Raw genomic sequence first — 19809 nt, forward strand, 5'->3', positions numbered from 1 at the left:
ACAAATGAGCTATGCACCTTCAATTCAAGATCCATAACTCATTTTTCATACTCGATGAAATCGAGCAATTTTTTGCAAATCATTTTAGAAAAATTAACTAAATTTTTAACTTTTCTAAATTGACTTTTTTGATGAAACCTGTACAAATCTACAAGACCCTATCCAATGATAACATCCAGAATCTGTTTATTTTTTGATTTCATGTGTGGCAGAAATCCTAACATGTTCTCATGCTTGGATTGATTTTTTTGACACATACCATCCATAAAGCAGCGAAATACACATATCAAATTATATTCTAATATACCGCCCTTTTGATAAAAGTTGCACTCCAATCGATCAAAAATAAACATTCTCTACAAATCTTGCACAAATGCTATTCAATTTGATGAAAAATAAACCAATATTTTAAATATATTGATTGTTTTGATTTTATTTAACAGCAAAATCTATAAATATTTTAGGCCAAATTGCCAAAATTCAAGTCCCAAATTAACAAACAAGCATTTTCATTTCTCAATCAAATTCAAATAAAAAAAGAAGCCCCTTTCGGAGCTCCTTTTTCACATTAGAAAAACAGATTAACCTGCTTGATCTAACAACATATTACGAATGTGACCAATTGCCTTTGTCGGGTTTAAACCTTTAGGACATACAGATACACAGTTCATGATCCCTTTACAACGGAACAAAGAGAACGGATCATCTAAACGAGCCAAACGTTCTTGTGTTGCCGTATCACGAGAATCGATGATAAAGCGGTATGCATTTAACAATGCAGATGGTCCAAGGAACTTATCAGGGTTCCACCAGAATGATGGGCATGATGTTGAACAACATGCACAAAGAATACATTCATACAGACCATCTAAGTGCTCACGCTCTGCTTGAGACTGTAAACGCTCTTTCGCTGGTGCTGGCTGATTGTTAATCAAGAACGGTTGAATCTTGTCATATTGATCATAGAACTGGTTCATGTCTACAACCAAGTCTTTTACTACTGGTAAACCAGGTAAAGGACGGATCACAATCTTCTCTGGTAAGTCGTTCAAGTTCCACAAGCACGCCAAACCATTTTTACCATTGATGTTCACACCATCCGAACCACAAATACCTTCACGGCAAGAGCGACGGAATGTTAATGATTCATCTTGCACTTTCAACGCAAGTAACGCATCAAGCAACATACGGTGCTTGTCGGTTAACTCAAGTTTGAACGTTTGCATGTACGGCGCTTTATCCTTATCAGGATCATAGCGGTAGATTTCGAATGTACGAGTGCCTCTACTCATCTTTGTTCTCCCGATTAGAATGTACGTGGTTTAGGTTCAATTGCTTCAACCGTTAATGGGCTGAAACGTACTGGCTTATATTCAAGACGATTGTCTGATGAATACCATAATGTATGTTTCATCCACTCATCATCACGGCGACCATATGAATAGGTTGGGTGGTCAGGTGCTAACTCATAGTCAACAACCGTATGCGCACCACGACATTCTTTACGCGCAGCAGCCGAAATTAGAGTCGCTTTCGCCACTTCATACAAGTTTTCAACTTCTAATGCTTCAACACGTGCTGTGTTAAATACTTTAGATTTGTCTTTCAAATGAATGTTACGAACACGTGGCTCAATCGCAAGAATTTCTTTTACACCCTTATCAAGCAATGCTTGAGTACGGAATACACCCGCGTGATCTTGTACGATGTCACGGATTGCATCAGCAACTTCTTGTGCATTTTCACCCGTGGTTGAATCATCCAACTTACGAATACGCTCCAGGGTGTTAACCAATACATCAGTTGGAAGCGGTGCATAGTCATCGCCATGATGCTTAGTCACATAATCAATGATGTGTTCACCTGCTGCCTTACCAAATACCACAAGGTCAAGCAATGAGTTGGTACCCAAACGGTTTGCACCATGTACTGATACGCAAGAACATTCACCAATTGCATAGAAACCTTTTACAGGTTTCACATAATCACGCGTACCTTTATAAGAATACTCTTTAGTATCTTTATCATAGTGTGCAGAGAATTCACCCTCTTCCACACCATGCGGAACAACCACTTGACCATGAATATTGGTTGGAATACCACCCATTTGATAATGGATTGTTGGTACAACTGGAATTGGCTCTTTGGTACAGTCAACGTTTGCAAACTTCTTACCAATCTCGAATACAGATGGCAGACGTTTCATAATGGTTTCAGCACCTAAATGCGTCATATCCAACAAGATATAATCGGCTTTAGGACCACAACCACGACCTTCTTTAATTTCCTGGTCCATTGAACGTGATACGAAATCACGCGGTGCCAAGTCTTTTAAAGTCGGCGCATAACGTTCCATGAATGGTTCGCCATCTTTGTTACGAAGAATCGCACCTTCGCCACGACAACCTTCCGTTAACAATACGCCTGCGCCAGCAACACCCGTTGGGTGGAATTGCCAGAATTCCATATCCTGTAATGGAATACCCGCACGAGCAGCCATACCAAGACCGTCACCAGTATTGATATAAGCATTGGTTGATGCACGGTAAACACGACCCGCACCACCTGTAGCGAACAAGGTTGCTTTCGCTTGGAATACTGCGATGTTACCTGTTTCTTGGTCAATTGCGGTTACACCAAGAACATCACCCTCTTCGTTACGGATTAAATCTAATGCAATCCATTCAACGTAGAACTGGGTGCCCATTTTAACGTTGCTTTGATACAAGGTATGCAATAAGGCATGGCCTGTACGGTCAGCAGCAGCACACGCACGTGGAACTGCTTTTTCACCGTAGTTTGCAGAGTGACCACCGAATGGACGCTGATAGATCGTACCATCTTGGTTACGGTCAAACGGCATACCTAAGTGTTCAAGCTCGTAAACAACTTTTGGTGCTTCACGCGTCATGAACTCGATTGCGTCCTGATCGCCTAACCAGTCAGAACCTTTCACCGTGTCATAGAAGTGGTAATGCCAATTATCTTCCTGCATATTACCTAACGATGCGCCAATACCGCCTTGAGCAGCAACCGTGTGCGAACGTGTTGGGAATACTTTGGTCAATACTGCAACTTTTAAACCCGCTTGAGCAAGTTGGTAAGCAGCACGCATACCTGAACCACCACCACCAACGATGACTGCATCAAAAGTGAGGTTTTGAATATTTGAATAATCTTCTTTAGGGTTAATTGCGCCCATGATCTCTTCCTATCAATTTGCCCAGAAAATCTGGATACCCCAGATTGCGTACACGAACACTGAAATAATGACAGCAGAAGTCAGTACAAGGCGTAAACCTGAAGCTGAAGGACCCATTTGACGAGTCGTTACATAATCAGTAAAGACTTGCCACATACCAATCCAAGCGTGTGCAACGAGCGCCAATACTGCCAACAAAGAGAAAATCTTCATTGGCAAAGTCAGCATAAAGCCCGCCCATTGTTCATAACCAAATCCGCTATTGCAAAGGATCCAGCCAAACAAAACCACAGTGTATGCAGCTAACACTACAGCACTGACACGTTGGATATACCAATCGCGAGAACCTGAACCTGTTAAACCTGTAGCACTTTTCATCAGAACATAATCCATACGAATGCTGCGACGATACCAATCGCAGACAAGATCAATGACACTGTAGCAGCGATACGACCGCTTTGAAGTTCTTCAGCAAAACCGAGGTCAGCAAGTAAATGCTTCACACCTGCGATAAAGTGGAAAATCAAGCCAGCTACAAATACCCATACGATGAAACGTACAATGATATTTCCGAAAACGACATTTTTAACGTAGTCAAATCCTTCTGGTGAAGATAAAGATTTATCCAAAATCCATAAAAGAACTGCGACTAATAAGAATACGATTACACCTGATAGACGGTGTAGAATTGATGCAATAGCCACGGGTGAGCGTAAATTTACCGCTAACACCTGACCCATGGACAAATTGACAGGTCTGTTGCTTTTCACAGCGGGCATCCTGTAGGTAGAAACTCCATCCGGAGTTTGTTTGAATTAATTCAAAGGAAAGCTGGCATTGTTAGGCAAGCACAGCACATGCCTAACCTATAAACGACATCGAATTATAAAACGTGAAATATCAAAATACAAACAATCAACTTTCGCTTTAGTCGAAAAAAACTTTAAATAAGAATCATTCACACACATAATAGCAGCGATAAATCCATCAAGTCCAATCAAAAATAACTATCTAATTGTTTTGTAATGATAAAAATAAAATACTATTTTTTATAGATACTTTTTTATTTTATAAATTCTTTTCTTGTTATTTCACAAAAAAGTTCATTTTTCGCATTCTAGCAGCATAATTTTTCGACCTTTATATATAGTCAAAAATAATACTGCTCATTTATATAGTAAATATAATTAATTAATAATCTATTTTTATGATTCAATTGTTCAAAATCAATCAGTCATTTTTTAGACAACCAATTACTCTATAAGCCCTCAATTATTAGGCTAAATGTAAAGTTTTTAATCGCTTTCTGAATGAACAGTTCACTCCAAAACACAAGCCATATAGGGCTGCGAAGCGTGATAAGTATTTATTTTATAAGCAGCAACATCCCAGCCAAATAAAAATTTACTTACAATTGGACTGGTGCTTCATTTTTTTTATGCACCTAAAACTTGATTTGACATATTATACTCGACCGGTGCTGTGATTTTACTCAGTTTTTTCTTCGATACTGAATGACTAATTGACTGTAGCAACGTCATTTTTTATCCCTAAGTATAATTGACAAAATTTTAGTAGCCACTAATCTTATAGCAAATTTTGACACCGTCTGATTCGCACATGACAAGATTAGTATTTCGAGTCAGATAATCATTCACCAGGACAGGAGATCTATTGAATGTCTGCAGCAACTGGCAAAAAAGCCGTATTACAGCTTGATGGCAAAGAAATTGAATTACCAATTTACAGCGGCACATTGGGCCCAGATGTAATTGACGTTAAAGATGTATTGGCATCTGGTCACTTTACTTTCGATCCTGGTTTTATGGCGACAGCGGCTTGCGAATCTAAGATCACATTCATTGATGGTGACAAAGGTGTGTTATTACACCGCGGTTATCCAATTGATCAATTAGCGACTCAAGCAGACTACTTAGAAACTTGCTATTTACTTTTAAATGGCGAGCTTCCAAATGCTGAACAAAAAGCAGAATTTGATGCGAAAGTACGCAACCACACCATGGTTCACGATCAAGTTAGCCGTTTCTTCAATGGTTTCCGTCGTGATGCTCACCCGATGGCTATAATGGTTGGTGTTGTTGGTGCGTTATCTGCGTTCTATCACAACGGCTTAGACATCGAAGATGTTAATCACCGCGAAATTACTGCAATTCGTTTAATCGCGAAAATCCCGACACTTGCAGCATGGAGCTACAAGTACACGGTAGGTCAACCATTCATTTACCCACGTAATGACCTTGGTTATGCAGAAAACTTCTTACACATGATGTTTGCTACGCCTGCTGACCGTGATTACAAAGTAAATCCAGTTCTTGCTCGTGCAATGGATCGTATCTTCACGCTACATGCTGACCACGAACAAAATGCGTCTACGTCTACAGTTCGTCTTGCCGGTTCTACTGGTGCGAACCCGTATGCATGTATCTCTGCTGGTATCTCTGCACTTTGGGGACCTGCTCACGGCGGTGCAAACGAAGCCGTACTTAAAATGTTAGATGAAATTGGTAGCGTAGAAAACGTTGCTGAATTCATGGAAAAAGTAAAACGTAAAGAAGTTAAACTGATGGGCTTCGGTCACCGTGTTTACAAAAACTTCGACCCACGTGCAAAAGTCATGAAAGAAACATGTGACGAAGTTCTTGCTGCATTAGGCATCAACGATCCGCAATTGCAACTTGCAATGGAACTTGAGCGTATTGCACTGAACGACCCGTACTTCGTTGAACGTAAGCTTTACCCGAACGTAGACTTCTACTCAGGTATCATCTTAAAAGCGATTGGTATCCCAACGGGTATGTTTACCGTGATCTTCGCACTTGCACGTACCGTTGGCTGGATCAGCCACTGGTTAGAAATGCACAGTGGTCCTTACAAGATCGGTCGCCCACGTCAGCTTTACACAGGCTCGACCCAGCGCGACATCAAACGTTAATTTCGATTAGCGTTGATAAAAAAGGATGCAGATGCATCCTTTTTTCTTTTTATCGGTTATGCTCTTCAAATAAAACTTAAACAACATTTTTGGCATAACCAATCACTGAGCTGATGATAAAAAAATCCTCTGTTTTAATACAGGTCACCCTACTCATATTTGAAATGAAAATTGCGTTCTTTACGCTGTTTTTATTGATGATCATACTGACTTGGGCGGTTTTCATTTACTTTATTTATGATTCAAGCCTGTATTACTTTTATCAGTTTATTCCTTTTTTCGCCCAGCTTTTCAATATCGCCTTAATGTTCGGCTTATTGCTTGCCATTGTTTACCTGTATAACCAGCTTTATCAGAAGTACTTTAGACGCTCCATCACCTTTAAGTTATACCAGCAAGGCATTGCGCTGGATGATGCAAAGCAATCTGTTTTTTTCAATTGGCAGGATCTGATTCAAATACAGCTTCGGCAGCAGCAAGCTCAAATTCACAGCTTTAGTCTTCTGAGCAAAACCGCACCCTATCGACAGTATTTTTATTTTAATTCATGGATGTGGCCAGCTACTTTAACTCAACAGCACAGTGATTTTTTCAAGTTTTGGAAAAAGCTGGAATCTCTAGCGAAACAAAACCAGTTGCAACGGATCAGCAGCGCAAGCCTGCACAAGAAAACCCATATTGACATCATTCGCCTCATTGCAGATCAGCAAGCGCTAGACACTTTTCAACGAAAACAGAGACGGTTTGCAATCGGATTAACGCTTGGTATTTTAGTCAGCTTTAGCCTTTTTATGAGCTATCTACTTTGGCATGAATTTAACGATGGCAGCGTCGAAATCCCCCATCAACAAACACAGGCAATCTCTGGCACAAATTTTGAAACCTATCTAAATCGGGTTTATATTCTTAAACAGGGTCAAGGGACATTTTTACTCCCTCAAGCCAAGGCCGATCAATTTACTGGTTTAGCCTTGAGCAACATTCCTGATCGTGCGCCTGAGCTGTATAGCAATGTCGGTAAAACACTACAGTATGTTTACTGGCAAGACCACATCTTATCTGGCTTAAATTCTGCCCAAACAAGCTATTTAGGCAATGATTTCAGCAAAGACGATCAACAGGTCTACTTTCGAGATAAACACTTAGCCAACGCGAATGCGGCTAACTTTACTGCGGTCTTGCATCCTACTTTCAATGCATTGGTCTATTTTTACGCAAAAGATGATCAACAGGTCTACTACAAAACACATGCTTTAAGCGGTTTAAACCCACAACAGAGCCAAGCATTTTCCAATAGCAGCCAATATATTCATGATCAAAGCGTTGTATACTACCAAGATAAAAAGCTTCAGGGGCTTAATGCTAAACAGACTCAAATTATGAGTGGCAGCAATCATTTTAGTCAAAATCTGAATTTAGCAACCGATGGCCACGCTTATTATTTAAATGAACAGCCACTGCCCCATTTTGCTGAGCATCAATTCTGGGGAACAACACCTGTTGACGCCGCTCAGTTACAACTGCTGGGCAGTCAAAGCAATGAACCCTATCCCGGAAATTTCAGCTATCTTTTTGCAGATCAGCAACAGGTTTATGTCTATGACGAGTTCTATCAGCAACTGAAAGTGCTGTACCGTTTTCAGCAGCCTGTACAATTAAAAGTTTTAGCTGATCGACATTTGAGTGATGGGCAACATACTTACCTTATTACTGAAAAACTCTATCGCAGCAGAGGACGTTCTTCTGGCAGCACCACACATGGTTTTAAAATCAGCCTGATTCGTGAAAAAGACCAACAGATCATCGCTCAGTATTTCGCCAGAAACCCAAGCGCTTTCCGACTTTCAAGCCTATTTGATCGGGCTAAAATAGCCGCATCCCAATAAAGATAGTCAAACGGATATAATCTCGCTATTTAATTATCCATGAATTGTTTTCAGCACTAAATTGTTTAAATCTCATCTTCTTCCAGTTCCAGTGCACGCAGTAGTGTATTACTAATTCCATCGGCACGTAACCAAGCCAATTCATAGCTTGCCTTTGCCAAAGCCAGCACACGGCGCTCAAACTCATCCCAAATCGGCTTAACCTGCGCATCAGCAATCCCCAGACCACTATCATGAGCCAAGTGTTTATTTTTTTCACAAATTTTTAAGGCATGATAAAGCTTACGTCCATTACTGGCATTATCTAATACACGGATACGCTTATTTTGAATAAAACTTTCAACATGCTGTAAATTTGCATATGGCAGTAAAGGCACAAGGATTTGATCCAGTTGTGCATCTAAGCGTTTCCATACCATTAGGCGCTGCTCTGGGGTGTAGGTATTCCACTGAATCACTTCATGATTAAAGCGGCGACAGCCACGGCAGACCAGATCACCAAACACCGTTGAACAACGCCCAGCACATGGGGTCAATGATGGGATTCGACGATCATTACTCAAAACCAACTCCTCTAAAACCATATTTATTTTATGGTTTTCTCGCTTATTTTCCGATTTCGCGCTAAAATGTGCGCCTTATTTTTCTATCTTAATACATTTGGAGTTATCCATGAACGCTACTGTAGAACAGCTTGCACCTGTAGAACAGCAAGCGACCAATAATTGGGTTGTTGCGGCACTATATCAATTTAAAGAAGTTTCAGATGCAGCGGATCTGCAACAACGTCTTATCGACTTAGTGAACAACATCAATTTATGTGGAACTCTGATTGTAGCGTCTGAAGGCATTAACGGTACCGTTGCAGGCGACCGTGCAGCCATTGATACTGTACATCAATTCCTTCTGAACGAAGGTTTTAACGCAATGGAATATAAAGAGTCTCAGAGTTCTGAAAAACCATTCCGTAAAATGAAAATCAAACTCAAAAAAGAAATTGTAACGTTAGGGGTAGAAGTGAAGCCACGTGATTTGGTTGGCCACTATCTTGACCCGAAAGAATGGAATGAACTGATTAGCCGTGATGACGTGATTCTGATCGACACACGTAATGACTATGAATATAAAGCAGGGACCTTCAAAGGTGCCGTTGATCCGAAAACTGAAAGCTTCCGTGAATTCCCAGAATACGTAAAACAGAATCTTGAACAGCATAAAGACAAAAAAATTGCGATGTTCTGTACGGGTGGTATCCGTTGCGAAAAATCAACCTCCCTCCTTCTTCAAGAAGGTTTTAACGAGGTGTATCATCTGAAAGGCGGTATTTTAAAATACCTCGAAGAAACCCCTGCTGAAGAAAGCATGTGGGAAGGTGAATGCTTCGTGTTTGACGGCCGTACTGCGGTGACCCATGGGGTTGAAGAAGGCGAGAACATCAAGTGTCATGCTTGTGGTTGGCCACTGACCAAAGTTGAAGCAGAATTACCAAGCTATGAACATGGCGTGTCTTGTGTTTACTGTATTGATAAAACCTCAGACAAGCAAAAAGCGGGCTTCCGCATGCGTCAGTCACAAATTGCCGCAGCAAAAAGAAAACGCCTGTAAGTAATAAAAAAGCCATCGAAAGATGGCTTTTTTATTTCAACCAATAAGTGTGATTTTAAATTACTTTATTTTGATTGGTTGTTGCATGAACCAGAGCCTCTCCATCTGCATTACCCGCTGTGGCATCATTAATCTGCCCTGAGGAGGAAAAAACAGAAGGAAAACGCTTGCAGCAATATTTTAATTATTCAGTTTTATTATCATTCACACGATCAAACCATTGTTGACTCTTATTCATCTCGTCTCTCAGCCAATCTCTAAATAATAATTTACGCACATCCTCCTCAAATGCCCCAGCTGATAATAAAAAATATGATGATCCATCTCGATAAATCGGACTCACGCAATCCAATATTTGATATTCTATTTCCCTTTCAACATGATATGCAGATACAACAGTCGCCCCTAACCCAGCCAAACAGGCCTCAATACATAAATAAAAATGCTCCAATGACGTTTGTTTAATCCCTCTGCATTGCGCTGGGTCACGTGTTTTAAACTGCTGCCACAATTTGGGACGTGATGCTGAAATAAAGATATTCGCAGGTGACTCTTTATTCTTTTTCAAATTGACACAGAGCATATGTTCATCTGCAATTTTCTCACTATAAACAGCCTCCCCCCAAACAAAATCATCTCGTCTTAAAGCCAAGTCAATACCTTGTTGTTTAAAATCAACCGCTCCACCTGCGGTTAACAGGCTGACTTCGAACTCTGGATAAAGCCGCTTAAATTGAGCTAAGCGAGGAATCAACCATTTCATTGCCAGTGTAGGTTCACAGGACAGAATCAGGTTGTTTTGTACTTTGCTGTGCTGCTGTAATTGCAATAAGCATTGATCAATCTGTTGAAACACCTGCTGGCAGCATTCAAACAGGACTTCACCCTCCGATGTTAAACTTAATTTTCGGGCTTCGCGCACAAATAACACCAGACCCAAAACTTGTTCTAAGCTTTTAAGTTGTTTGCTCACTGCACTTTGAGTCACAAATAGCTTTTCTGCAGCAATGGTGACACTTTCATAACGCGCCACATAATAAAAAAACTTAAGTGAATTCAAAGACAATCGCTCAATCATTCCAAAAACTCATACATAACAGGAATTAACTTCAATTTTAAATATAGCAAGAATATGAAAAATATAAAAAATCTTTAATGAAGCAATTTAGGAATAAATGAGTGAATGAAATCATTGCTGTGGGTTTGGTTACCCTGCTTGCAGTTATTAGTCCAGGTGCAGACTTTGCCCTTGTCACCCGAAACAGTTATCTCTATGGCCGCTATTTAGGCATGTGTACCGCCTACGGTATTGCAATGGGTGTCTGGGTACATATCAGTTATAGCTTGATTGGACTGAGCTTTTTACAACAATACATCCCCAGTTTAATTCAACTGATTCAATATATCGGTGCAGGCTATTTGATCTATATTGGTTATAAAACCTTTACACTCCCCCCCATTCTGTTTGACGAAAATAACTGTGATATCACGCGCTGGCAGGCCATCAGACATGGTTTCCTCACCAACAGTCTCAACCCCAAAACCACACTGTTTGTCATGAGCATTTATTCACAGGTGATGACCAGTGGCAACAACCTGCACACATTAATCGGATATGGTGTTTTTATCTCTGGCAGTCATTTGGTTTGGTTTTGCTTGGTTGCATTGTTTTGTTCCACACCGCTTATTCGCAACAGAATTCTCGCCCAACAAGTCAGTATTAATCGAGTCATTGGTTGCATCCTCAGTGCTTTAGGCATAGGTCTTTTTTTCACTCATTTTTAAATCTCCCTTTCAAGCGCAACAATCACAGCAAACGATTGGCATAAAAAAACGCCCTGCTCGGGCGTTTTCATCTTTAACTTGTTCGGTCATACATGCACTGTGCTCATCGCAGTGCAACATGTCACATCACGCTGGCGTGTGGTACATGAGATAGAGTTCATTTAAATTTTCAGGAATTTCTTCTGCCAATTCGTCCATCAACTGGCCATTACGGCGGAAAGATTCCATTTGTGGATCTTCTTCATCAATTCCGCTAAAAACCATGATCGGTAAAGTTAAATCGATCAGTTGCTCTTCAAATTCAGGCGCAAACCACGCTTCCTCATTAAGGAACATGGCATCAACAAAACCAACACTCCAATCGCCTAAGCTTGATTCAACATCTGCTTCTTCGATTTCAAATGGAAACTCGATTCCATTTTCATTGGCTAAATCCTGACGAATTGACTCCAGCCAAAGCTTGACCTGTTCAAGCACTTCGGCAGGAAGCTTGTTTTGATTACTCTCAAAAAGCTCATCTAACCAACGATCAAATTTTGGACCAACGGCAATTGCACACAAAAAGCCATGAGTCGCTGCGAAATCTAGACCGTATTCGTTTTGATCACCGTCAAGATAATTACTTAATAAGTCTAAATCTAACGTGCTCATTCTTTCATCCAATTTTAAAAATACATCGGCAACAGCATAACATTTTCAGACATGAAGTCTCAGCAATTTTGCTTAGTCTTCGTCATCAAGATCATCATCGTCGAAATCATAATCAAAATCTTTTAATTCTCGTTCTAAGCGACGTTGCGCTAACAACTCATCAATCAAACGACGTTTTTCTAATGATTCTTTGGCGCTGATTTTACCCGATGACTCATCAAAACTAACATCATCTTCACCGTAGTTATCATCATCTAATTCAAAATCTGTAGAAGACACTAAGTACCTCTAATGAAAAATATAAATGGGTCTAGCCGCTATTTATCGGTCTTCCGCACCCTTGTCAAGTTTTATTTGATTTTTTTGCTATAAAATCGTGTTTTGTACTTTTTTTCATCAGTTTTTTTGTGTATTTATAATCCAACAACGGCAACAATCAAAAAAAATCTTTAAGTAGGAATTGCTCTTGAAAAAATATGACTTAACCCCATATTCAAGTAACAAGCGTGAAAGCAAATCAATTTTTTATTTAAGGCAAACGGATCAAATCCAAAACATTCATCGTGAATTGTGCTATCATGCACGGTTTTTCAACGCCACAGATTCAACAAAAGAGTAAGCAAAGATGAGCGATATGAATTCCCCTACTTCGCAAGTAGCGGCTCTGATTAGCCGAGGCAAAGAACAAGGTTATTTAACTTACGCTGAGGTTAACGATCATCTACCAGACTCAATTACGGAAAGTGAGCAGATTGAAGACATCATCCAGATGCTTCAAGACGTTGGTATTCCAGTGCATGAACGTGCGCCTGAAACTGACGACACCATGTTTGGTGAATCAACTGAAGCAGCGGATGAAGTTGCCGAAGAAGAAGCTGCTGCCGTATTAGCATCGGTTGAAAGTGAGCCTGGTCGTACCACAGACCCTGTACGTATGTATATGCGTGAAATGGGTACGGTTGAACTTCTTACACGTGAAGGCGAGATTAGCATTGCAAAACGTATCGAAGAAGGTATTCGTGACGTTTTACACTCGATTGCTTACTGGCCAAATGCTGTTGAAGTTGTTTTACAAGAATATAATGACTTTTTAACTGGCGAGCGTCGTCTTGCCGATATTCTCTCTGGTTATTTAGACCCAGAAACTGACGAAGATATTCCTGAAGTTCTTGAAGAAGAAGCTGAAATTGAAGAAGAAGATAGTTCTTCTTCTAAAGGCAAAGATGTCAAGCTTGATGATGACGATGAAGAAGAAGAGTCTGAAGGTGATGATGATTCTGAAGGTGATTCAGGTCCAGACCCAGAAGTTGCCAAAGTTCGCTTCTCTGAATTGGAAGCAGCTTGGAATGAAACCAAATCTGTTGTAGCAAAACATGGTCGCAATAGCGAAGAAGCAAAAGCTGCCCTTGAAGCACTTGCTGCCGTATTTATGATGTTCAAATTCACGCCACGTTTATTTGACATCATTTCAGAAATGATTCGTGGTACACATGAGCAAATCCGTTCAAATGAACGTGAAATCATGCGTTATGCAGTGCGTCGTGGCCGTATGGACCGTAACCAGTTCCGTACCACCTTCCCTGAGCAAGAATCAAATCCAGCTTGGTTAGATGAGCAAATCGCGAAAGCACCTGCTGAAACCAAAGCACATTTGGAAAAAGTTCGTCCAGACGTGTTGGCATTCCAGCAAAAGATTGCCGATATCGAAAAAGACCTTGGTTTGAACGTGAAAGATATCAAAGATATCTCTAAACGTATGGCGGTTGGTGAAGCAAAAGCTCGCCGTGCCAAGAAAGAAATGGTTGAAGCGAACTTACGTTTGGTAATTTCGATTGCGAAAAAATATACCAACCGTGGCTTACAGTTCCTTGACTTGATTCAAGAAGGTAACATCGGTTTGATGAAAGCCGTAGACAAGTTTGAATACCGTCGTGGTTATAAATTCTCGACCTATGCAACTTGGTGGATTCGTCAGGCGATCACACGTTCGATTGCGGATCAGGCACGTACTATTCGTATTCCAGTACACATGATTGAGACCATCAACAAGATCAATCGTGTCTCTCGTCAACTTCTTCAAGAAATGGGCCGTGAACCGACTCCTGAAGAATTAGGTGAGCGTCTGGAAATGGACGAAGTTAAAGTTCGTAAAGTACTTAAAATCGCAAAAGAACCGATTTCGATGGAAACACCGATCGGTGATGATGAAGATTCGCATCTTGGTGACTTTATTGAGGACTCAAACATCACTTCACCAGTGGATGCTGCGACCTCAGAAGGCTTAAAAGAAGCGACTCGTGAAGTACTTGAAAACTTAACTGAACGTGAAGCGAAAGTATTGAAAATGCGTTTTGGTATTGATATGCCAACCGACCATACTTTAGAGGAAGTAGGTAAACAGTTTGACGTAACACGTGAACGTATTCGTCAGATTGAAGCGAAAGCATTACGTAAGCTTCGTCACCCTTCTCGTTCAGAACACTTACGTTCATTCCTGGAAAACGACTAATATTTGGGAAATCTTGTGCTAGAGCAATGCATGGTATTGGTTTAGCGCAGGACTTGAAGTTCAACACTTCATCCCCATTTATGTATTAGATCAAAAGCGCCTGCACTGATGCAGGCGTTTCAAATTAAGAGGTTGCTCATGTTAGACCGCACTCCTTCTCGTGAATTACAAGAACATCTTTGGGTTTTCCCAATGGACTATCCAATCAAATTGATTGGTAATGCAGGGGATGAACTTCGAGTGGCTGTTGTTGATATTTTGCAGAAGCACTTCCCAGAATTTGATGGCGACACTGTAAAAGTTCAGCCTTCACGTACAGGTAAATATCACTCTTTAACTGCGCAATTACGCTTTGAAGAGTTAGAACAAGTTCATGCCTTATATGCTGATCTTGCAGCCTGTCCTTTAATTAAGACAGCGCTTTAATCAAAAAATCCAAAATGCGAAAGTGTTTTGGATTTTTTTTGCAATAAAAAATAAAGCACAACTTTTCAATCCATCCCTATTTATCTGACTCAAATCACTCCATAATTCAACGACCGATCCATTCAAAGCTGCCAAGGAAATTCTGCTGTAATGAGCGTTGCAAAACCGACTTTAATCATTCGCTGTTTTAAAGATCTACAAGATTACACGACTCGTTTTGAAGCCATGAAAGACTTCACAACCTATCGTGATGAAAACACCCCTGATGAAGTTTGGCTGCTACAACATCAAGATGTCTTGACCCAAGGACAAGCAGGTAAAGCAGAGCATATTCTGATGCACAATCATTTACCGGTTGTACACACCGATCGTGGTGGGCAGGTCACATGGCATGGCAAAGGTCAATTGGTTGCCTATTTCCTGTTCGACCTGAATCGCTTGAAATGGCATGTCCGCACCTTGGTTAGTTTTGCAGAACAAGCCATGATTGATCTGCTCAAACAATACAATATCGATGCCTATGCCAAACCTGATGCACCGGGCGTGTATGTGGATGAACGCAAAATCGGTTCCTTAGGTTTTAAAATCCGTCGTGGTCGTAGTTATCATGGCCTTGCCCTGAATATTGACTGTGACCTCACTGGCTTTCAAACCATCAATCCATGCGGTTACGCAGGCTTGGAAATGGTGCGTTTACAAGACTTGCTGCAAGATTACCCAAGCTTCGAACAACTGTGTACGGATTTTATTGGCTATTTAAAAGATACACAGCTCTTTAATGACCCTATAGTCAAATCTGAATAATTTACTTTTCAATTCCACAAAAATAAATTAGAGTAAATACTCTAAATTAGCTTTAGCATAATTTTAACAAGGGATAAGCAAGTGATTTCAACCAAAGCCGTGAAGCCCACCTTGCAATTTGCCTACGTCAAACTCATGATGGATGTTGTGGGTCGTGGCCTCGTAATGGCAAGCCAAGTGGATGATGAAGTACAACAGGAAGTGTCCAAGTTTCCTATTGGTTTTATCCTTTCAATGAATGTTTTCCCCAATGGACCTGCATTTGTTGCTCGAGTAACCGAAGAAAAACAATTAGAACTATTGTCCAATTACAAAGGCAAGCCTGATTTAACCATTACCTTCAAGCATCTAACTCATGCCTTTTTGGTATTTTCTTTTCAGGAAAGTACTGCACAAGCCTTTGCCAATGACCGTATGATTGCCGATGGTGATGTTTCAAGTGCGATTCGTCTAGTGCGTTGCTTGAATAAAATGGAAGCCCTGATCTTACCTAAGCTAATCGCTTCACTTGCAGTCAAACGCTACCCTGCTGAATTAACATTAAAAGAAAAATTCACGGGTGCCAAAAATATCTATCTTAAAGTCGCAAAATCATATCTGAAACGGAGCGCATAACATGGCTAAGCCTTATTACGAGTTTTTCTGTCCTGTAAAAGTCATTGCTGGTAACGCTGCCTTAGAGCATATCCCATTTGAACTTGCGACGCTTGGTGCAAAACGCCCCATGGTCATTACTGATAAAGGTGTGCGTGCCAATGGTTTACTCAGTCCAATTGAAGCAGCATTCAGTACCACCGATGCGGTGATTGGTGCGATCTTTGATGATGTTCCACCCGATTCAAGCTTGGAAGTGGTTCGCTTAGCCGCAGAACTGTATCGCAAGCAAAAATGTGATGCGATCATTGCGATTGGTGGTGGTTCTGTCATCGACACCTCTAAAGCAACCAATATCTTGGTGTCTGAAGGTGGTGACGATTTATTGCAATATTCAGGGGCACATAACCTACCAAAACCACTAAAACCTTTCTTTGTGATCCCAACAACGTCTGGTACAGGCTCGGAAGCCACTATGGTTGCCGTAGTTTCGGATACACAACGTAATGTCAAACTGGCTTTTGCCTCTTATTACTTGATGCCACATGCCGCGATTCTTGATCCACGCATGACCCAAACTTTACCGCCACATCTGACTGCCATGACTGGCATGGATGCACTGACGCACTGTGTCGAAGCCTATACCTGCTTAGCTGCTAACCCGCTCAGTGATGCCTATGCCAGTGCAGGCATTAAAAAGATCAGCGAAAATCTGTTCAAAGTTCTAGACAATCCAAGCGATGTACAAGGTCGTTTAGAACTGGCTCAAGCTTCTACCATGGCAGGGATTGCGTTCTCGAATTCAATGGTCGGTTTAGTTCATTCATTGGGTCATGCATTGGGCGCAGTTGCACATTTACCCCACGGTTTATGCATGAACTTATTCCTGCCCTACGTGCTGGATTACAACAAAGAAATTAATGGCGACAAGATTGGTGAGTTACTGCTGCCACTCGCGGGTGCTGATATTTATGCTCAAACGCCAGCCAATTTACGTGCAGACAAAGCGATTGCCACAATTTTAGCGATGCGTGATCGTTTATTCAGCCTGACCAAATTGCCACGCACTTTACGTGAAACAGGTAAAGTCACTGAAGCACAACTGGATGAAGTGGCTGACAAGGCGCTGAATGATGGTTCCATCATTTACAATCCGAAAGAAGCAAACTTGCAGGACATTCGTGCAATCTTACAAAAAGCATGGTAATACACTGAGTTAAATCAAGATTTAGCACTTAAAAGCCTCGATATTGATTGAATATCGGGGCTTTGTATTTTTAAATGAATCTTTATTCATCTATTTATTTACCCAATTGGCAAAAAAATTGCTAAAAAAAGCATAAAAGTACTGACAATTTATAGTGTTTTAGGATAGATTGGCGCACTTTCGTTTTTTGTACGGGGGATCGTTTTTGTCTCAAACGATCCTTAACACTATGGCTGATCTTTGATCAACGATTATGAGGATAACGCCGTTGACAAATTTATCTGGGACTCAACCAACAGCGAAGCTTCAAAAGAATCTTGTGCTTTGGCACATCATCATTATTGGCTTAGCTTATATTCAACCATTAACTTTATTTGATACATTTGGTTTAGTATCTGAACGAAGTGGTGGTCATGTACCGACTTCCTACATATTTGCCTTAGTTGCAATTCTTTTAACGTCGATCAGTTATGGTCATATGATTCGTCGTTATCCGTCTTCTGGTTCTGCATATACTTACGCCCAAAAGTCGATTCACCCTAATGTTGGTTTTATGGTGGGTTGGTCTTCATGGTTAGATTATTTGCTCTCTCCTCTGGTGAATATCATTCTTGCCGATATTTATTTGAGAGCACTCTTCCCAGAAGTAAATAACTGGATTTGGGTGATTGGTTTAACCGTTCTGATGACGGTGATCAACCTGTTTGGTGCACGTTTTGTCGCGCGTTTTAACAGTACCATTGTCGTAATCCAGCTCGGTGTCATTTTCTACTTTGTGTATCAGGTCTATATCCTGCTTACACAAGGTGTGTATGCCGATGGCACACTCAATCCAGACAAAGCTGAGTTATGGTCGCTTGCGCCATTCTGGAATGAAGTGACCTCTGTCGGGGCGTTAATTGCAGGTGCGACCGTACTCTGCTTCTCGTTTACCGGGTTTGATGCGCTTTCTTCACTGGCAGAAGAAACCAAAGATGCTGAAAAAACCTTGCCACGTGCAATTTTCACCACAGCATTGCTTGCGGGTATCATCTTCATTGTCAGCACCTACTTTATTCAGCTTTACTTCCCAAGTAATCCGACGACCTATTTCAACCCACTGGATGAGTCTCAACCAGTCATGGTTGCAGCCATTGGTAGTCTGGCATTTAAGACCATGGTGCTCTACTTTGCAGTGGTAGCAGTGATGGCATCAGGTATTTCGGCACACGCAGGTGTATCACGCTTGATGTATGTGATGGGCCGTGATGGTGTGATCAATAAAAAATTATTCGGTCATATTAGTCCACGATTACACACCCCAACTTACAACATCCTGATCGTTGGTGTTGTGGCTTTATCTGCAGGCTTCCTTGATCTTGAGCATATCGTGAACTTGATTAGCTTTGGTGCATTAACTGCATTTAGCTTTGTTAACTTCTCGGTGATTTCTCGCTATGCGTTGAGAGATGGCAAGAACAAGACACCAAAAGACATTATCAGCTATATCATTATCCCAACACTGGGTTTCGCCAGCGTGTTTATGATGTGGTTGGAAATTGACAAATTAGCTTTACAGATTGGTTTGGCTTGGGCCGTCATTGGTGTCGGTTATCTTGCCTACAAGACCAAAGGCTTCAAATACAATGCACCACAGCATAATGAATTTGATGACAGACACTAATTGTTAACGGAATAAAAAGGCGCTAAATGCGCCTTTTTTATTATTTTAAATGAGAGATTAAAAAGCACTGTATAAAGACTGCGATTGAATCCCGATCAAAATAAAGAAGCTGTTCATAGACTGAATTTAAAATAATAAAAAATTAAAATTATCCAAGATTTCAGAGATAAAAATACTGAATAAAAACATTAAAAACCAATATAACAACCTAATGGGGCCTTTTGTTTATTTCCCTTTTAAAGCTGCATTATGATTAAAAAAATTTAACAAAATTCGAAAACAAAAAATCAAATTGATTTTTTAAACACCGAAAAACAGAGGGATTCAGAATAATGAAAAATATCGTGAAAGGAAGTAGTGTTGCGCTGCTTTCGGTAGCACTCAGTGCCTGTTGGCTTGATTCTGGTAGTAGCGGAGGTTCAAGTTCTTCTGAATCAGAATCAACGCCAACGCCAACGCCAACGCCAACGCCAACGCCAACGCCAACGCCAACGCCAACGCCAACGCCAACGCCAACGCCAACG

General features: G+C 40.8%; 18 protein-coding genes and 1 pseudogene. 11 read left to right on the plus strand and 8 right to left on the minus strand.

Annotated features, from left to right (window positions below):
- Window positions 1–581: 581 nt before the first annotated feature.
- The 4 genes from Aba26S_RS15350 to sdhC are packed head-to-tail and all read right to left on the minus strand — an operon-like array spanning window position 582 to window position 3981.
- Complete coding sequence (locus tag Aba26S_RS15350; RefSeq protein WP_004664446.1) at window positions 582–1292, minus strand: succinate dehydrogenase iron-sulfur subunit; 711 nt, start codon at window positions 1290–1292, stop codon at window positions 582–584.
- A gap of 14 nt (window positions 1293–1306) precedes the next feature.
- Window positions 1307–3202, minus strand: a complete 1896-nt coding sequence (sdhA, locus tag Aba26S_RS15355; RefSeq protein ID WP_005243781.1) for a succinate dehydrogenase flavoprotein subunit — start codon at window positions 3200–3202, stop codon at window positions 1307–1309.
- A gap of 12 nt (window positions 3203–3214) precedes the next feature.
- The gene (gene sdhD / locus Aba26S_RS15360; protein ID WP_005243783.1) at window positions 3215–3580 is read right to left on the minus strand and encodes a succinate dehydrogenase, hydrophobic membrane anchor protein; all 366 of its coding nucleotides are present in this window, start codon (window positions 3578–3580) and stop codon (window positions 3215–3217) included.
- Window positions 3580–3981, minus strand: coding sequence for a succinate dehydrogenase, cytochrome b556 subunit (gene sdhC, locus Aba26S_RS15365; RefSeq protein ID WP_010589984.1), 402 nt, complete (start codon window positions 3979–3981; stop codon window positions 3580–3582). Before sdhC ends, sdhD begins: the two co-directional genes overlap by 1 nt.
- Before the next feature lie 899 nt (window positions 3982–4880).
- Here sdhC and gltA point away from each other — a divergent pair.
- Both gltA and Aba26S_RS15375 read left to right on the plus strand, forming a co-directional pair.
- Entirely contained in the window at window positions 4881–6155 is a 1275-nt protein-coding gene (gene gltA / locus Aba26S_RS15370; protein WP_004652200.1) for a citrate synthase, read from the plus strand.
- A gap of 113 nt (window positions 6156–6268) precedes the next feature.
- A complete protein-coding gene (locus tag Aba26S_RS15375; RefSeq protein WP_043973194.1) occupies window positions 6269–8041 on the plus strand; it encodes a DKNYY domain-containing protein in 1773 nt (590 codons plus the stop codon).
- 65 nt (window positions 8042–8106) lie between these two features.
- Here Aba26S_RS15375 and Aba26S_RS15380 read toward each other — a convergent pair whose 3' ends face one another.
- Window positions 8107–8604, minus strand: coding sequence for a DUF1289 domain-containing protein (locus tag Aba26S_RS15380; RefSeq protein WP_043973209.1), 498 nt, complete (start codon window positions 8602–8604; stop codon window positions 8107–8109).
- 109 nt (window positions 8605–8713) lie between these two features.
- On the opposite strand from Aba26S_RS15380, the gene Aba26S_RS15385 reads away from it, so the two are divergent.
- The gene (locus tag Aba26S_RS15385) at window positions 8714–9646 is read left to right on the plus strand and encodes a rhodanese-related sulfurtransferase (protein WP_005243790.1); all 933 of its coding nucleotides are present in this window, start codon (window positions 8714–8716) and stop codon (window positions 9644–9646) included.
- A 184-nt stretch (window positions 9647–9830) separates the two neighbouring features.
- Here the strand turns inward: Aba26S_RS15385 and Aba26S_RS15390 are convergent, their stop codons facing one another.
- Window positions 9831–10724 (minus strand): LysR family transcriptional regulator, encoded by an 894-nt coding sequence (locus Aba26S_RS15390; RefSeq protein ID WP_043973196.1) that lies wholly within the window; start codon window positions 10722–10724, stop codon window positions 9831–9833.
- A 101-nt stretch (window positions 10725–10825) separates the two neighbouring features.
- On the opposite strand from Aba26S_RS15390, the gene Aba26S_RS15395 reads away from it, so the two are divergent.
- Window positions 10826–11431: a LysE family translocator gene (locus Aba26S_RS15395; protein WP_043973198.1), complete on the plus strand. Its 606-nt coding sequence runs from the start codon at window positions 10826–10828 to the stop codon at window positions 11429–11431.
- Between the two features lie 126 nt (window positions 11432–11557).
- Here the strand turns inward: Aba26S_RS15395 and Aba26S_RS15400 are convergent, their stop codons facing one another.
- Window positions 11558–12082 (minus strand): YecA family protein, encoded by a 525-nt coding sequence (locus Aba26S_RS15400; RefSeq protein ID WP_005243795.1) that lies wholly within the window; start codon window positions 12080–12082, stop codon window positions 11558–11560.
- A 72-nt stretch (window positions 12083–12154) separates the two neighbouring features.
- A complete protein-coding gene (locus Aba26S_RS15405; RefSeq protein ID WP_005243797.1) occupies window positions 12155–12361 on the minus strand; it encodes a PA3496 family putative envelope integrity protein in 207 nt (68 codons plus the stop codon).
- A gap of 346 nt (window positions 12362–12707) precedes the next feature.
- On the opposite strand from Aba26S_RS15405, the gene rpoD reads away from it, so the two are divergent.
- From rpoD to Aba26S_RS21180, 7 genes and pseudogenes are all read left to right on the plus strand, one after another.
- Window positions 12708–14591, plus strand: a complete 1884-nt coding sequence (gene rpoD, locus Aba26S_RS15410; RefSeq protein WP_005243800.1) for an RNA polymerase sigma factor RpoD — start codon at window positions 12708–12710, stop codon at window positions 14589–14591.
- 138 nt (window positions 14592–14729) lie between these two features.
- Window positions 14730–15017 (plus strand): YbeD family protein, encoded by a 288-nt coding sequence (locus Aba26S_RS15415; protein ID WP_004652212.1) that lies wholly within the window; start codon window positions 14730–14732, stop codon window positions 15015–15017.
- 150 nt (window positions 15018–15167) lie between these two features.
- Window positions 15168–15821 carry a lipoyl(octanoyl) transferase LipB gene (gene lipB / locus Aba26S_RS15420; RefSeq protein ID WP_043973199.1) on the plus strand — a complete coding sequence of 218 codons (654 nt, stop codon included), beginning with the start codon at window positions 15168–15170 and terminating at the stop codon, window positions 15819–15821.
- Between the two features lie 81 nt (window positions 15822–15902).
- Window positions 15903–16436 (plus strand): hypothetical protein, encoded by a 534-nt coding sequence (locus tag Aba26S_RS15425; protein WP_043973201.1) that lies wholly within the window; start codon window positions 15903–15905, stop codon window positions 16434–16436.
- 1 nt (window position 16437) lies between these two features.
- A complete protein-coding gene (locus Aba26S_RS15430; RefSeq protein WP_043973203.1) occupies window positions 16438–17622 on the plus strand; it encodes an iron-containing alcohol dehydrogenase in 1185 nt (394 codons plus the stop codon).
- Between the two features lie 268 nt (window positions 17623–17890).
- Window positions 17891–19285 carry an APC family permease gene (locus Aba26S_RS15435; RefSeq protein ID WP_043973205.1) on the plus strand — a complete coding sequence of 465 codons (1395 nt, stop codon included), beginning with the start codon at window positions 17891–17893 and terminating at the stop codon, window positions 19283–19285.
- A 332-nt stretch (window positions 19286–19617) separates the two neighbouring features.
- Window positions 19618–19809: pseudogene (locus tag Aba26S_RS21180) on the plus strand (hypothetical protein); the annotation flags it as partial.

It is taken from the genome of Acinetobacter sp. NBRC 110496 (assembly GCF_000876115.1).
Taxonomy (GTDB): Bacteria; Pseudomonadota; Gammaproteobacteria; order Pseudomonadales; family Moraxellaceae; genus Acinetobacter.